We start from the raw sequence: 14235 nt of genomic DNA on the forward strand, positions 1-14235 counted from the left end.
ACCAGCTACTGGACAGGCCGGAGGCGCGCAGCAAGCGTGGTCGCGTGGACCCGCGCTTCGGCTGCTCGAGGGTCACCCAGTCCAGCCAGAATACGAGCCGCTTGCTCGTAGGATTCAACCGCCGCGGTGTCCTCGCGAAGAGCGGCCAGGCTGTCGGCGCGGGCAGCCAGCGTTTCGGCTTGCGCGAGGCGTTCGTTTTCGTTCCCGCGTAGAGCGAGCGCCGCGTCGAACGCGCCGAGCGCGGCGCGGTGTCGTTGCTGGAACTGCAGCACGAGGCCGCGTCGATGTTGAACGAACGCGGTGACCGACGAGGAGCCGAACCGCTGCGCACGAGCGAGGGCGTCTTCGGCTGTCGCGCCAGCCACTTCGCTGACGCCAAGCTGTTGGAGCACAACGGAAAGCAGACTGCGAACCACGATCACGCCAAGCTCGAACTGGTGCTCGACGAACAACTCGTCTGCGCGCTGAAATGCACGTCGGGCATCCGCGAAGCGGCCGTCGGTCTCGTAACAGGCGGCCTGACGCAAGGTCGTCCAGGCCAGACCCCGGTAATCGCTGAGCGCGCTCTGGTGCTCAGCCGCTGTGGAGAGATGACGCAGGGCGTCCTCGGTGCGACCGAGTTCGTGCAGGACCCAGCCGAAGCTGTGAGAACAAGCGGCAATCCCGCGCCGGCTGCCTGCATCACGAGCGGCGGCCAGTCCCTCACTGGCGACGATCAGCCACGACTCCCGGGCCCCTGCCAGGTAGAAGTAGGGCGACAACGCGGCGATGAGGTCGAAGACCGCCTCGTCGGCGTTGCCGTACTGTCGAATGATGTGAACGACCGTAGGCACCTCTGCGCCACACCACGCGAGAGCCCGGTCGTAGTCGAAGTCGATCGCCACCCCGGCTGTTGGCGAACGTGGCGTGCTTGTCCAGCCAGGCGCCAGCGCGTTGCTCGCGGCCCGCGCCGTTTCGGCGTACCAGCGCAGCAGGCGGCCATGCGCCACCTCGACATCGCCCGGGGAATCCTCGACAGCGCTTCTATGCCGCCCGTAGGCTCGGATGACCGCGTTCAGCCGCAAACGATCCGCCTCGGCCTCTTCGATCAGGTGCGTTTGCCGAAGCGCGGTGAGGGCGCTCTGCGTCTCGACGAGGTCTAAGCCAGCCAGGGCGGCAGTCGCCCGGACATCGGCATGTAGAGCCGGACTGACAGCCAGGAGCCGAAACACTCGCTGGGCGACCGGGGTGAGGCCCTGGTAAGCGCCTCCCACGGCGCGCTGGACGTTCAGCGTGGGATCGGGCGAGACCAGCACGGACATGGCCTGGCCGCCCAGCTCGTCCGCCAGTGCGGCCATGGTCAGGTGTTGTTGTTCCAGGAACTCGGCCGCGAGCAGGAGCGCCGCGGGCAAGCCCGCGCAGCGATCGACGACAGTGTCGGCGGCACGTGGATCCACGGCCACTCGCGCATCACCGAGGCGACGTCGCAGCAACATCAGCGCGTCATCGCGGCCGAGCGGGTTCAGGTCGGCCAACAATCCCCCGGTATGCAGGAGCAGCGCGGCCTGGTGCACGCGACTGGTGACGACTGCGACGCTCCCCGGTCCTGGCAGCAGGTCGCGGACCTGGCCGTAGTCCGTGACACCGTCCAAAATGACCAACGTGGGCTGTTGCGCCAGCATCGACCGATACCACGCCGCTCGCTCCGCGAGCGAACCCGCGAGTACTTCCGGCGTCGCCCCCAAAGCCCGCAGAAACCCGTCCAGCACGGTCGACGACGAACTACCGTCGGAACAACCTTCCAGGTTCGCGAACAGGCAGCCGCCTGGAAACCGGGCTTGCACCCGGGCCGCCCAGCGTAGGGCCAGCGCGGTCTTGCCCACCCACGGTCCACCCTCGATCACGACGATCGTGGCCGAGTCGCCCGCCGGGTCGTGTTGCACCAGTGCGGTGTCGAGCGCGTGGAATTCAGCGGTGCGGCCGACCCACAACGTGGGCGCCGGGGGCAGCTGCATGGGGCGGGGACACGAGTCAGCCGTTCCCGGCCCGTCCACGAACTGGAGCAGTTCACCGTCGGCCTGCACCGCGGCATCGATCAACCGCACGAGGTCCGGCGACAACTTCCGATGACCGTGCAGCAGTTTGGACAGGTAGCTGCGGCTGAGATTGGTCCTCACCGCAACATCGCCCACGGTGAGACCGCGGTCCCGGCGATGCCGCTCCACGGCCGCGGCAAAGTCTCTGCCTTTCACGTTTACTCCCCCTCATCAGCCGCCTTCGCCACGACGGCCTACCGCAGCGCGGCCCGGACGAGCTCCTGGAAAGTCGCCGTCACTCGATGCGGTGAACACCGTCATCGAGGCCAGGGTCCCGTTTCGCCCGCATACCAGGAAAACCGCACTGCAAACCAGTCGGATATGAAGTCCTTTCAGTTTCATCTCAGTTGAAGTACGTAATTTCGGACTGTAAACTCATGCGAGAGACGAATTCAACTGAGGAAAAAGTAGTCACCCGAACGGGTGCTCCTCAGTACTCCACCGCCGGAGCACCGGAGGCGACCGTTGTGAATCACGGGAAGCGTGGTCTTGCTGGCAAGCTGAATCGCCTGTTCGCAGCAGTGCCCAGACCGGACGGGAAGGAGTACACCAACGAGCAGGTCGCCGAAGCGGTCCGTGCTTCCAAACTGGTGAAGACGATTTCTCAGAGCTACATCTGGCAGTTGCGCAACGGTGTCAAGGACAACCCCACGTTCGCACACCTTCGTGGCCTGGCCGCCTTTTTCGAGGTGCCGGTCAGCTACTTCGTCGACGACGAAGTAGCTGACCGCATCGATGAGAAGCTCGCCGCCCTGCGGGCGGAACGAGAACGGATAGCCGAGCTGGCCAGCGACAGCGAGGCACGTCTGATCGCCATGCGAGCAGGTGAGCTGTCGCCGCAGGGTCGCCGGCAAGTCATGGACCTGCTCAACGTGGTCCACGAGTTGGAACTGTCCAAGCGGGGTGGAGAGGTGCCAGAGCCATGATGGGGACAGAACGCCAGCTGCGGCGCCAATGCAGGCAACTCCTGCGCAGGCTTGACATACGCCCGCCGCTGGACGTAGCCGAGCTGTGCAACCGGGCCGGCACGCTCCGCGGGAAGCGGATTCGCCTGGTCGCCCATCCCATCCCGGTACCTGGGCCGTTCGGCGTGTGGATCGCCACCAACAACGTCGACTACATCCTGTACCAGGAAGAAACCAGCAAGCTACACCAGGACCACATCGTCCTCCATGAGCTCGGCCACATCCTCGCCGGACACCAGAGCGACGAGGAGGACGACAGCCTGCTGGCCGAGCTGTACCCGACCATGACGCCCGACCGCCTGCGTGAGCAGTACTCGGACATCGGGCCCGAGGCTGTTCGCCGAGCGCTCCGTCGTGCGTCCTTCGGTACCCGCCAGGAACGCGAGGCCGAAACTGTCGCCACCATCATCCTGGAGTGGGCATCGGTCCTCGATGTCGCCGCGCCACGCCCGTCACTGGGCGCGGTGCGCGGGATGGACACCGCACTCGGCGCCCGGGTGGGATGGCTATGAGCTGGCTGATCGGCGAGCTCCTCGCCGCGTGCCTGGCCGTCGCCCTAGTCTGGAAGGGTGCGCAGCTGGCCCGGCGGCCACAGGACGTGCCGTTGCAGGCGATCGTCGCCTTCCTGGCGTTCGCGCTTCTGGGCCAGCTCTCCCGCGAGTTGGCCGGCGAGGCCACGTTGTCCCAGGGTGGCCCCGTGTGGGCCGCCGTCCTGTGGCACGGCTCGGTGGCCGCCGCCTGCGTCGCACTGCTGTGCTTCTTCGACGCCGCCACGCTCACCCCGGCCGCGACCCGCCGGCGAACGCTGCGCAACATCCCAGCCCTGCTGGTCGCGCTCGTGGTGATGGCAGGAGCAGCGATGGCCGCCCCGCTCCCGGTGTCAAAGCCCCACATGTCGATCATCTACTTCACGGCGAACCTGTTCATGTGCGTGGTGTTCGTGGCGTGCACGCGTTCGGCGTTGCGTTATGCGCGGCAGGCCGAGCCCCGCCTCGCTTGGGGGTTGCGACTCGCCGCCGCCGGGTTCGCACTCGTGGCGGCCGCACTGGCCGCGTTTCTGGTGGTTGTCACCACTTACTGGTTCACCGGCACGGTCCCGCTGCCGTTCACCACGGTCAACGGCTCTGTCGCCATCCTCGGGCTGGTCGCGATCGTGATCGGCCTGCTGTACCCGGCAGCACGAATGCGATTGGCCGCACTCGCGGTGTGGTGGCGCCATCGCCGGGCGTTCCACGACCTCGACGCCCTGTGGACCGCGCTGCACAACGAGTTTCCCGACGACACACTGAGTCGTGTCACGCGCAAGCCGTGGGACGTTCTCGGCGTTGCCGGCGTCCATCGCCGCTACTACCGCCGGGTCATCGAATGCCGCGACGGCCTCGTCCGGATCAGCCCCTACATCAGTCAACTCCGTAACCAACACCGAAAGGACGCCTCTGTGGCCGAACTACTGCAACACGCCCTGCGCGCCCACTCCACGGGGCAGCTGGCACCAGGCCACGCCATACCGATCGCGATCCCCGCCACGACCGGCGTCGACGCGGACGTCGCTGAACTGCTCACTCTGTCGAAGAGCCTCGGACGTCCCAAGACCACCGCACAGGGAGGTGCGGCATGAGCGTGCGTGCCGTGATCATCGGAGGAGGAATCGCCGGGGCGGCGACCGCGTTGGCACTGCGCAAGGCAGGCCACACGGCGACGGTCTACGAGGCTCGGCCGGCGGGTGACAACCATGTCGGTGCGGCTCTGCGGCTGCCCCGCAACGGTCTCGCCGCACTCCGGGCGATCGACGCCCACCAGGCGGTCATCGACGCCTCCGCACCGCTCTCCAGGACGGACCTGTGGTCAGCGAGCAGTCGTCCGCTCGGCACGATCGGGCTCAGCGACGGTCCGGAACAAGAGAAGCCACGCGCCATCACCCGCGCCAAATTGGCGGAGGTACTGCGCGAACTAGCCGCACGCCAAGGTGCCACGACCGAGTTCGGCAAGAAGCTCGCAACTGCCGAAGTCACCGGTAGCGGCGGGGTGCAGGCGTCCTTCGAAGACGGCTCCACCGCCGAGGGCGACGTCCTGATCGGCGCGGACGGTGTGCATTCGACCGTACGTCGGCTAGTTGATCCTTCGGCGCCTGATCCACGCTTCATCGGCACGCACATCCTCTACGGCTACACCCCGAGCACGGTCGACGCGCCGCCGTCGCCGGACGCGTTCAACATGTACTGGGGCAAGAAGGCGACCTTCGGCTACACCAGCGCCGCCGGCGACTACTACTGGTTCGGCAGCATTCCAGCCGAGGCCCCGATGGGTTCCGAGACGACCGACGACACCGAGCAACTCCGCAACAGGCTACTCACGCTGTTCCGCGGCGATCGCACACCGGCCAAGACCATCATCCGTGAAGCGGACGTCATCCTGGCGACCAACCCGCGCATGCTTCAAGGGCTGTCAAGCTGGCACCGCGGCCCCATGGTCGTGATCGGCGACGCCGCACACGCCCTGCCACCAGCCAGCGAGCAAGGCGCGGCCCTGGCCCTCGAGGACGCCGTCACACTCGGCAAATGCTTCCGCGACATCGACGACACGAACCAGGCACTGGCCGCCTTCCAATCGGCCCAGCAGGAACGAGTTGAAAAGGTGGCCGCCCGCGGAGCCGGCCGCACGGCGCAGCGACAGACCGGCCCGCAGTGGCTCGTCCGCCGCAAGCGCGACCAGGCAATCGCTCGAGCGGCTCAGAGCGGCGCCATGAAACCACCCGCGTGGCTGCATGACCACGAGATCGGCTGGTGACAACACCTCACAACGGCAACTGAACCTCGGCCGCGGGATCACCGTCGAGGTGGTCCCGCGGCGTTCTGAGAAGCCCTCACGGCAGGAGCTTCGAGACGAAGCCCGCGTTGACCAGCCGGTTGTACGCGGCCATCACCGGAACCGGGACGTCCTGCTCGATGGTGAAGCCGGCTGCGGCGTGGCGCCAGATCCGCTGCAGGTCTCCCACCAGTTCGTCGATGGTCTTGCGGGGGTCGCCGATGCCGGCGATGTAGTCGGCGAGCGTGACCGGCTCCGACGCACAGACCACCTCAACCTCGGGCCATTGCTTCACGCAGGTGGCATAGGCCCGTCGCTGCATGTACGGCATGCTGATCAGCATCACGCTGTCCGCCTCGACGTCGTGCTGACGCAGCACCTGCCGGGAGAACTCGATGTTCTGCCCGGTGTTCGCGGCGCGTGGTTCGACGAGGATCGCCTCGTCGGGCACCCCGAGAGACAGAGCGTGGTCGCGGTACTCGACCGCCTCTCCGCGCGGAAAGCGATCGATGGTGGTGGTGCTGGTCGCACCGGTGAACACCAGAACCGGGAAGTAGCCGTCCTTGAATAAGCTCGCCGCACAGGTGGCCACTCCCAGGTCGAAGCTGCCCAGCGCGATCGCAGCGGAAACGGGTCGAAGCTCGTGTCCGAGCTGGTGGTAGTCCCAGATCACCTGAACGTCAGCCCAGTCCTGCTCGGTGATCTCCCTGTCGGCCACTCGCGCCCTCCCCATCGTCATCCGCGGGGAGGTTACCCGGCCAGCGCCGCCTCGATCTTGCGGATGCTGCTGAGCTGGTGACCGAGTTGATGGCGCGCGGCCAGTTCGGCGGCTTCTTCCAGCAAGGCCATGCCGTGGGCCAGGTTGCCCGGATCGCTGCCGGTGATGTGACCTCGCGCGGTGGTGAGACGAACACGATGCAGCGGCGACGGGGAACGGTTGCTGTTGGCGGCGGTGTCTATCGCGCGGGCTGCCTGGTCCAGCTTGCCGACCCCGCGGTGCGCAAGGGCCAGCTTCTCGTGGGTGACCGCCCAATCCTCCTGTTCGCCCAGCCGCTCGAACTGCCGGATACCGCTCTCGAAGATCGTTTCCGCCTGCTGGTGGTCGCCGGCCTTGCTGATCGCGGTGCCCACCCAGATTCCAGCTCGCGCGCGGTCTCGGGGGCTGAGCCTGGCGTCGGTGGCCAAGTGCCGGTACTGATTCGCGGCCTCGTCCAGTTCCCCGGCCATCTCCGCCACGACAGCCAATTCCAGGTCCACCTGGGCGGCCCGGCGCGGCATTCGCTGTGCCGCGAAGACCTCGCGCGCCTTCTGGTAGGGCTGCCGCGCCTGGTCCAGCGCTCCCTGCTGACCCCGCAGGTCGCCGAGCAGGAACAACGACCGTCCATACAGGGCCATGGCCCGGCTACCGGCGCCACCGGCCTCGAAACCGGCCAGCCACCTCAGCAACAGCGACTCCGCGAAGGTGAACTCCTGGCAGGCCAGATAGGCGGCCGTGCGCTCCAGGTCCTCCTCCCACCCGTCACAGTCCAAGTCACCCCGCACCGGCTCAACACGCCCACCGCCTGCCTTGCCCCACAGATCTAACAGGGCCCCTTCACCACCGAGTTCACGATCGAGCGCGGCGATGATGGTCTCCGGTGGTAGCTCGCGCGTCGACTCGGCCATGGAAACGTACTGGCGGGAGTACCCGATGCGCGTGCCCAGTGCCTGTTGTGTGAGCCTTCGCCGCGTCCGGTAGTCCCTGACCGCGGCTGCGAGCTGTCGAGCAGCCTCTTGCTCCTGCTCGACCTGAGACTCGAAGTTGCTCGCCATGGCGTCTCCACGTCGATCGATCGCCAGCTGCCCGTACGTAATGTAGCTAGGCAACCTCTTTGCGTAATAGTAGCGGATTCGCCGTTGCACCAGCCAGCCCGCGCACGCCAATGCCCGGTCTTGGCATTTGCCAGCAGGATTAGCACCCCGAGCCAGTCCGGTCATGGTCGTATTAGACCGGACCTGGACACGAAACGGGGGCGTCCATAGCGAAATGACCGATCATTCAACCGAGACAGAAGCCGTGACCGACACCCTGGCACGCGGACTTCAAGACATCGATCCCGCATTACGTGGAGTCATGCTGAGGTTAATCAGGGAAATCGACGAAGCCTCACTCGACCTCGCCCAACTGCAGCAGTTGCAAGACCTCCTTAAACACCTCGACTTCCAAATCTCTGACCGGCTCAACTCTGCCGGAGGACGGGACTGAACTCATGGTCTCTTCTGTCACTACGCACACATGCGACCGCGAACCGGAGCTGTCCGGTTCGGCTGGAGAACCACACCAGCCAGATCCACGCCGGTACAGCGAGCGGCTGGGCGACGAACTGCGGCAGTACCGCCAGCACAAGGGCTTCACCTCGGAGGCTGCAGCCGACCACATGTCCTGGAGCCACGGCATGCTGTCCGACGCCGAGTCGGGCACCCGACGGGTCAGGCGGGCCGAGCTCGACGCCCTGATCGACGTGTACGAGATCGGTTCCAGCGACGCCAAGCGATTGCGTGACCTTCGCGCCCGCGCCAGCAAGGAGGGCCCCGCCGTCGCGGTGCCCACCCGCTACCGTCAATTCCACCCCCTGCAGGCGACCGCGGTGGTGCAGCGAACCTACGCGTCGAGCTTGCTGCCCTCGATCTGCAGGATCGAGGAGTATGCCTCCGCGTTGGCGGAATCCGCTCCGCTAACCAACCGGGAGATCGCGGCAGACTCCGCGCACTACGAAGTGCGGCAGGCCCTCTGGTTGCTGAACCGCGACCAGCCGCCGGAAGTACACCTCGTCCTCGGCGAGGCCGCCCTCTACAACCTCGCGGGCAGCCGACGAACTCAGCTCGCGCAACTCGACCACTTGGCCAAGCTGGCCCGGCTCCCCCACTTCCACCTGCAGATCCTGCCGTTCGACGAAACCGGGCACGCCGCGGCCGACACCGGGTGGACCCTGCTCACCCAGCCCCACGCCGGCACCTGGCTCTGCGTCGACAACCTGCTCACCACCACCTGCACCGACGACCCCGACGTCACAAGAGCCCACCAGGACGCGTTCAACATGCTCTCCACCCGGGCACTCGGACAGCAGGACAGCATCGATCGGCTGCTCGGCGTGCGACGCGCCCACGCCACGTCAGTCCAGCGAAGGATCGGCATCGACACCGCGGCCTGCCGTCGTCTCCACAACCAATTCAACCTCACCCTTGCCCAGCTGAGCACCGTGTTCGACTGCTCCACCGAGACCATCTCCCAGCACCTGCGCCGGTACGATCCGCGCGACGCGCTAGCCGAACCCGTGCCGGGCAACCCGGCTGAACCGTGGCGGCCCCCGACGCCACGGACGCCCGTGCGGCCCGCCGAATGATCACGAGATCGCCTGGCAACCGCGCTTGTTACCGGAGCAGGTACGACTACGCGCGCTCCCGATAGTTCGCCTCCCTGACCCAGTCGAAGAACGCGGGGCGGAAAGCACGGGCCCCGGCGTCCGCTGACCAGGCATGGCGGCCGCCGGAAGCGCCCCGTCCAGTGTCGACGCAGTGGAAGCGCTCCTCCGGGCTTACCGACGCGAGTGCCTGCGCTCGATGTGGTGTCGCCAGCCCGCCTGGGTGCCTACGCGCAGAAAGGTCGGCCTCCTCGGCTGCCACGCTGTCATACAATTCCACCATTTCTCGCAACGCAGCGCGCAGCAGCCCCGCCGAAAGCGGCCGAAGCCTGAGGGTTTCTCCATCGCCGATTCTGAGCTGCAAACCGCCGTCCCCGACGGCCACGTGAATGGTCGTCCGACAGCCACGCTGATCGCGGCAAGGTACCGACCGCGCGTAGCGCTTTTGTGACAGCCCCCAGCGACCCAACACTGACACCACACCGAATCGTCGCCTACGTCGTCGCCGCATAGTGCCACTCCTATTCCTGCGGTTGACAGCACAAATGTAAGCAGTGGAATCACGGAGTGGAATCATTCGAACGGAGAGCCTCTATATTGACCCCGGCCGGGGTCAGTGCGCTGTCCAGGCGGGCACCGGGTTCTCCCGCAGCGTGGTGATTCGGTGATGAAGCTGGCGGAGCGCATCGTCATCACCATGCTGGGCTCGGCGGATAAACGATCCCAGCGTGTGCAGATCACGCATCCCGGTCAGGACCGTGAGACCTGGCCAAGTTCGGGGGTCGTGGCCGTAAGCATCGGCAAATGCGTCTACGTCGTGCACGCTGCGGCCGAACCGCATTCCCTGGACGGTGTTGGCAAGGTCGAGCTCACGAGGGCCGGTGGCCACCTCATCCCAATCCCCGAGGATAGGTCCCGTTGGGGTGTGGAGCAGGTTTCCGGGGTAGGCGTCGCCGTGGATGAGGCCGCCGCCGAGTACGGATTCCAGGTTGGTGTATTGGGCACGGAGTTCGGTGGTCCGGGTGGTGAGCCAGGACAGCGTGTCTGGTTCGAGGACAGTGGTGGTGGCGAGCGTGGCCATCAGGTCAGCGAGCGGCGCGTACTCCGGCAGAGCGACGTCCGGCTCGGGTAGCTGGTGAAGTGCCTTGAGCAGGGCGCCCAGGGCGGCTGGTTTTGGTGGCGTAGCAGCCGTTTGCCGGTAGTGCCGCCAGAAGGTGACGGTGGTACCGTCGGTGTCCACGGGCTGTTCGACGGGGAGCGGCTCGGTGGCGGGGAAGCCGGTGGCGACGAGCCAGCGGGTGATGGTGACGGCGCGCCGGGCGCGGGCCGCGGCGACGGGTCCGTGCGCGATCTTGGCGACGGCGTTCTCGGCGGCGAGCAGGTAGACGTCGTTGGCGTGCCGGCGCAGCGTAGTGGCGTCGTGGCAGCGCAGACCGGCGTGAGCGCAGGCGGTACGCAGGACGTCGTCAGCGGGAAGAGAGAGCACGTGCAGATGGTAGAGCGGGCCGCGTGGTGAGCGCGGCGGACAGCTGCGTGCCGAGTTCCGCGGCCGCGCTGTGGCCGCGGTTTCCCAGTTGCAGGGCGAAGCTCCGGGTGCGATCGAGCGCGCTGTAGAGCTGGCTGATGCGGCGCGGCGCCGACAACGTGAGGATCGGGGTCAGGGCTTCCCGCGCACCGTCGGGGTCACCGAGGGCGAGGCGGGCGTTGACCACGTCGAGCCAGGCGAGCGCCTCGTCACCGTAGGAGCGTTCTTCCTGGAGCCCGGTTTCGTAGGCGGTGATGGCGGCGCTCGCGTGCTGTTCGGACTGCTCGTGGTGGCCGAGCAGTCCGTGGGTGCTGCCGAGGTAGTAGACACGTTTGGCGTCGGGGAAGGTCAGCAAGCCACCGAGTGCGGTGACGTCGTCCTCGGTGTCAGCGGAATCCAGGCTGTCCATGCGGTCGAGCGCCCGGGCCGCGGTGTTGCGGTCACCGGCGCGTGCGGCCGCGCGGGCTTCGATGGCGAGCAACCTCGTCTGGGTCGTCGACGACGCGGCGCACCGCTGGCCCTGGCGGGCGAGGTCGACCGCGTCGTTGTGCCGGCGGGTCCATTCGTGGATCAGGGCCGAAGTGCCGAAAACCCAGGCGCGTAGTGGGTCGTGGTCGGCGACCTCGGCCAGCTCGTCAGCGGCCTGGAGCTGGTCGTGGGCAGCGCGGGAGTCACCGGCGTTCTGTGCTGCGTGGGCGAGCATGAGGCAGGCCGCGCCAGCCAAGAAATACGCCTCTCGCGCCGCGACGGGGCGCAGGGGCGATTCCAGCAGCGCGATCGCGTCGTCTCGCCCCTGCACGAGGTCACCGACGACGTCGCCGAGCGGACTGTGGACGTATTGGGAGGCGGCGAGGCTCAGATCGGCGCGGAGCTTGCGCAGCGCGGCTCCGCGGTCGGCCAGGTGCGCCAGCGTGCCGGTGAAGCGCAGGGACTCGCGAGCCGCGGCGGCCGTGTCCTTCTCGGGAGTCGCCGTGGCGGGCAGGAACCAGTGCAGTTCGGGCGGCAGGTGCAGTGTTCGGGCGATGGTCATCGCGTCTTCGAGGCCACAGGTGCACGCACCGCGTTCGAGGCGGCTCAGCTGGGCTTGGCTCATCGACAACCAGCTCGCCAGGCTGGCCTGGGGCAGCGGGGTGCCACCGTGGAAGGGATGTTTGCGGTAGGCGCGCAGGAGAGCGCCGAACTGTTGCTTGCCCACAGCGTCGCGAATGGCGGGATGGTCCCAGAAGTCTGCGGGCACCTGCGGCACCCCGGCTTGCGGATCTCGGCGGCGCCGCCGACACGGCGAGCACCACATCGAGGTGTGATCCTTGGCCAGCGCCGTACCGCACGGGCATACTCTGGTCACGGACCCGACACGTACGACCATGGCTTCCCCTTCCGTCCCGAGCGGGCTTCCCCTGTTTCGTAGCAAACCAGTTTCCGGTCAGCTAGTCAGATTTGGATAGCGTTTATTCAAATCAGAATAACCGACCGCCCACCCTGGCGCCAGAATGGTTGTCACAGCACCAACGAAGCGCCCATCCGGATTTCATTTCGCCATTGGATCGGCGCTTGCGCACGACGAGGGAGGTTTGCCATGCCCATCGTGGTTCTCAACCCGATCGCGATAACGACCGGCCGTCACAGTGTCTCCGGCACGAGAAATCCTGGTTCGCACCTGAGAATCATCGCTCCGTCGAAAGACGACCTTATCAGCTGGGACAGCACGTTCCCGTCAATCGGGACGGACCTCACTCACATACCGCCGTCTTCGCCAAGGAGTGGTTTCCGTGGACATACCCGGGTGGGTCGCCGCCGCGATACCCACGCTGCCTGTGCTCGTCCTCGTCGGCCCGGTGGCCATGGCGCACCGGCGCAGGCCGTGACCGACCTCTGCCCTGGCGGAAACGGCGCAACGGCGGCCCGTGCCGGAACCGTGGCACCCCGCCGCGCCAACGGCTCGAACCTACTGCTCTCCTGTCGACCCGGTGGGCACCAGTCCCCTGGTGGACGCGTGCGGTGCCCCGACCCGGCACGCGTCCACCAGGTTCCAGACCAAGCTGACGCCCCGCTCGCCCTCGCCACCATGACAGCTTCCGACCCCACGTTAGATACCGACGAGTGGGTCGCGTACCCAGGCGATGCCGCCGTCGAGGCCATCGACACGAGCGCGAGGGCCGACGAGTGACCGCTGCGCAATTCAGCCAGTGGCGGCCGAGCCCCATCCCGCGCCTCCGACCGAGCAGGCGCCTCGACCCCGACCACGTCGCTGGCGTCTTCCAGACCCGGTACCACCGGGTCGTCACCCAGTTCACCTCATACCGGCTAACCGGCCGCCACGCGACCGAGCTCGGCTGGTCCGGGCGTTACGTCCTGTTCGCCGCATGCGGGGCGGTGTGCTGGGTGGACATCACCGACAGCGCCGCCACGACGCTGAAGCGATGTCCGGCCTGCTGGAGCCACAGCACCGACGGCAGGTCGCGGCAACACCAGCCCACAGTGACCTCAGATCCCGACCGCCGAGCCGGTCCGGAGGTCGGGCTTCCGTTCGCCGCCGTCCGCGCTGAGGATTCCGAGGCTTTCGAACGGCTCTCCCCCGCGGTCTCCGCCTACGTCCACGCCCGCTCCCAGAACACCGAATACCTGGTCAGCAGCATATTTCTGCGCACCGACCGCGCCCCTGCGCAACGGTTCACGGCCGCACGAAGGCAACCGTAGTGGCTACCTACACCCCGGTCGCCCACGCCACTCGCGCCCACCCCGCCGACGATCTCGACGAAACGCTCACCGACACCCCGCACCACTGACGAACACGCCGAGCCAGGTCGAGCACCTGTATCTGACCATCGCCCACCGGCACCGGCCCGAACCACACGAACAACGAGGCGTCTCTGATGAAACAAACCGATCTGCGCCGCTCAGCGCACATGCCCAACTCACATGATTCGCTGCCCCTCGGTCCTGGCACCGACAACATCCTGGACTGGTTCAGCACACGCGGCTGGCAGTTGGTCGACTACGACAAACTCGGCGTCCGGGTCGTCTACACCGGTTCATTCGGCGGGCTATGGCCCCACGCCGCCTCTACCACCAGCATCCACACGGTGCGCCTACAACCACTCGATTGCTTCATCACCCCCGCAGCCGGTGGCCTGGCCGCCGACATCGGCACCTGCGGAGTCCTCAAGGGCTGCCAGAAGCATCGCGAGGGTGACCTGCTTAGCCTCGACCCCACCAGCCCACGCTTTGTCGACGTGTTGCGCGAACAGGAACTGCGCGCTCGGAACTGGGCCACGCCCGAGACGGCGTTCTGCCTTCTGTTCGGCATGTGCAACATCCTCGGCACCGACGGCCCACTACTGCACAACGCGGCGCTGCCTTCGAACGGTGCTGGAGATTTCGTATCCGTGCCCAGTTCCTGAGGTGCCCGCAGACTGGCTGGTCGGAGGCGCTTCTCGGTAACTATTCAGGGGCGCCGGTTCATC

At 67.0% G+C, this 14235-nt stretch carries 13 protein-coding genes; 8 read left to right on the plus strand and 5 right to left on the minus strand.

The features are described from left to right. Positions 1 to 5 precede the first annotated feature (5 nt). Positions 6 to 2231, minus strand: coding sequence for a helix-turn-helix domain-containing protein (locus JYK18_RS04600; RefSeq protein WP_206800916.1), 2226 nt, complete (start codon positions 2229 to 2231; stop codon positions 6 to 8). A gap of 221 nt (positions 2232 to 2452) precedes the next feature. Here JYK18_RS04600 and JYK18_RS04605 point away from each other — a divergent pair, with 221 nt between their 5' ends. The 4 genes from JYK18_RS04605 to JYK18_RS04620 are packed head-to-tail and all read left to right on the plus strand — an operon-like array spanning position 2453 to position 5827. Then, the gene (locus JYK18_RS04605) at positions 2453 to 3001 is read left to right on the plus strand and encodes a helix-turn-helix domain-containing protein (protein WP_242578952.1); all 549 of its coding nucleotides are present in this window, start codon (positions 2453 to 2455) and stop codon (positions 2999 to 3001) included. Further along, positions 2998 to 3552, plus strand: a complete 555-nt coding sequence (locus JYK18_RS04610; RefSeq protein ID WP_242578954.1) for a hypothetical protein — start codon at positions 2998 to 3000, stop codon at positions 3550 to 3552. The genes JYK18_RS04605 and JYK18_RS04610 overlap by 4 nt, the downstream gene beginning before the upstream one ends. Continuing rightward, entirely contained in the window at positions 3549 to 4658 is a 1110-nt protein-coding gene (locus JYK18_RS04615) for an MAB_1171c family putative transporter (RefSeq protein WP_206800917.1), read from the plus strand. Before JYK18_RS04610 ends, JYK18_RS04615 begins: the two co-directional genes overlap by 4 nt. Beyond that, positions 4655 to 5827 carry an FAD-dependent oxidoreductase gene (locus JYK18_RS04620; RefSeq protein ID WP_206800918.1) on the plus strand — a complete coding sequence of 391 codons (1173 nt, stop codon included), beginning with the start codon at positions 4655 to 4657 and terminating at the stop codon, positions 5825 to 5827. Before JYK18_RS04615 ends, JYK18_RS04620 begins: the two co-directional genes overlap by 4 nt. 76 nt (positions 5828 to 5903) lie before the next feature. Here JYK18_RS04620 and JYK18_RS04625 read toward each other — a convergent pair whose 3' ends face one another. Together JYK18_RS04625 and JYK18_RS04630 are read right to left on the minus strand one after the other, a co-directional pair. Continuing rightward, the gene (locus JYK18_RS04625; RefSeq protein WP_307795777.1) at positions 5904 to 6563 is read right to left on the minus strand and encodes a YdcF family protein; all 660 of its coding nucleotides are present in this window, start codon (positions 6561 to 6563) and stop codon (positions 5904 to 5906) included. A 32-nt stretch (positions 6564 to 6595) separates the two neighbouring features. Next, positions 6596 to 7657, minus strand: a complete 1062-nt coding sequence (locus JYK18_RS04630; protein WP_206800919.1) for a helix-turn-helix transcriptional regulator — start codon at positions 7655 to 7657, stop codon at positions 6596 to 6598. A gap of 244 nt (positions 7658 to 7901) precedes the next feature. Between JYK18_RS04630 and JYK18_RS04635 the strand changes: the two genes are divergently transcribed. Further along, the gene (locus JYK18_RS04635) at positions 7902 to 8090 is read left to right on the plus strand and encodes a hypothetical protein (protein WP_206800920.1); all 189 of its coding nucleotides are present in this window, start codon (positions 7902 to 7904) and stop codon (positions 8088 to 8090) included. 4 nt (positions 8091 to 8094) lie between these two features. Continuing rightward, a complete protein-coding gene (locus JYK18_RS04640) occupies positions 8095 to 9228 on the plus strand; it encodes a helix-turn-helix transcriptional regulator (RefSeq protein ID WP_206800921.1) in 1134 nt (377 codons plus the stop codon). A gap of 631 nt (positions 9229 to 9859) precedes the next feature. Here JYK18_RS04640 and JYK18_RS04645 read toward each other — a convergent pair. Further along, entirely contained in the window at positions 9860 to 10732 is an 873-nt protein-coding gene (locus JYK18_RS04645) for a phosphotransferase family protein (RefSeq protein WP_206800922.1), read from the minus strand. Next, on the minus strand, positions 10713 to 12008 hold the full coding sequence (locus JYK18_RS47455; RefSeq protein ID WP_206800923.1) for a helix-turn-helix domain-containing protein: 1296 nt from the start codon (positions 12006 to 12008) through the stop codon (positions 10713 to 10715). Before JYK18_RS47455 ends, JYK18_RS04645 begins: the two co-directional genes overlap by 20 nt. A 1145-nt stretch (positions 12009 to 13153) precedes the next feature. Between JYK18_RS47455 and JYK18_RS04655 the strand changes: the two genes are divergently transcribed. Further along, complete coding sequence (locus tag JYK18_RS04655) at positions 13154 to 13468, plus strand: hypothetical protein (RefSeq protein WP_206800924.1); 315 nt, start codon at positions 13154 to 13156, stop codon at positions 13466 to 13468. 176 nt (positions 13469 to 13644) lie between these two features. Continuing rightward, positions 13645 to 14172 carry a hypothetical protein gene (locus JYK18_RS04660; protein WP_206800925.1) on the plus strand — a complete coding sequence of 176 codons (528 nt, stop codon included), beginning with the start codon at positions 13645 to 13647 and terminating at the stop codon, positions 14170 to 14172. Positions 14173 to 14235 lie beyond the last annotated feature (63 nt).

It is taken from the genome of Amycolatopsis sp. 195334CR (genome assembly GCF_017309385.1).
In the GTDB taxonomy this organism is placed as follows: domain Bacteria; phylum Actinomycetota; class Actinomycetes; order Mycobacteriales; family Pseudonocardiaceae; genus Amycolatopsis.

Coding starts and splice junctions, on each gene's coding strand:
- JYK18_RS04615 (WP_206800917.1), top strand. CDS start 3,549: ATGAGCTGGCTGATCGGCGAGCTCCTCGCCGCGTGCCTGGCCGTCGCC.
- JYK18_RS04630 (WP_206800919.1), bottom strand. CDS start 7,657: ATGGCGAGCAACTTCGAGTCTCAGGTCGAGCAGGAGCAAGAGGCTGCT.
- JYK18_RS04640 (WP_206800921.1), top strand. CDS start 8,095: ATGGTCTCTTCTGTCACTACGCACACATGCGACCGCGAACCGGAGCTG.
- JYK18_RS04620 (WP_206800918.1), top strand. CDS start 4,655: ATGAGCGTGCGTGCCGTGATCATCGGAGGAGGAATCGCCGGGGCGGCG.
- JYK18_RS04610 (WP_242578954.1), top strand. CDS start 2,998: ATGATGGGGACAGAACGCCAGCTGCGGCGCCAATGCAGGCAACTCCTG.
- JYK18_RS04605 (WP_242578952.1), top strand. CDS start 2,453: ATGCGAGAGACGAATTCAACTGAGGAAAAAGTAGTCACCCGAACGGGT.
- JYK18_RS04660 (WP_206800925.1), top strand. CDS start 13,645: ATGAAACAAACCGATCTGCGCCGCTCAGCGCACATGCCCAACTCACAT.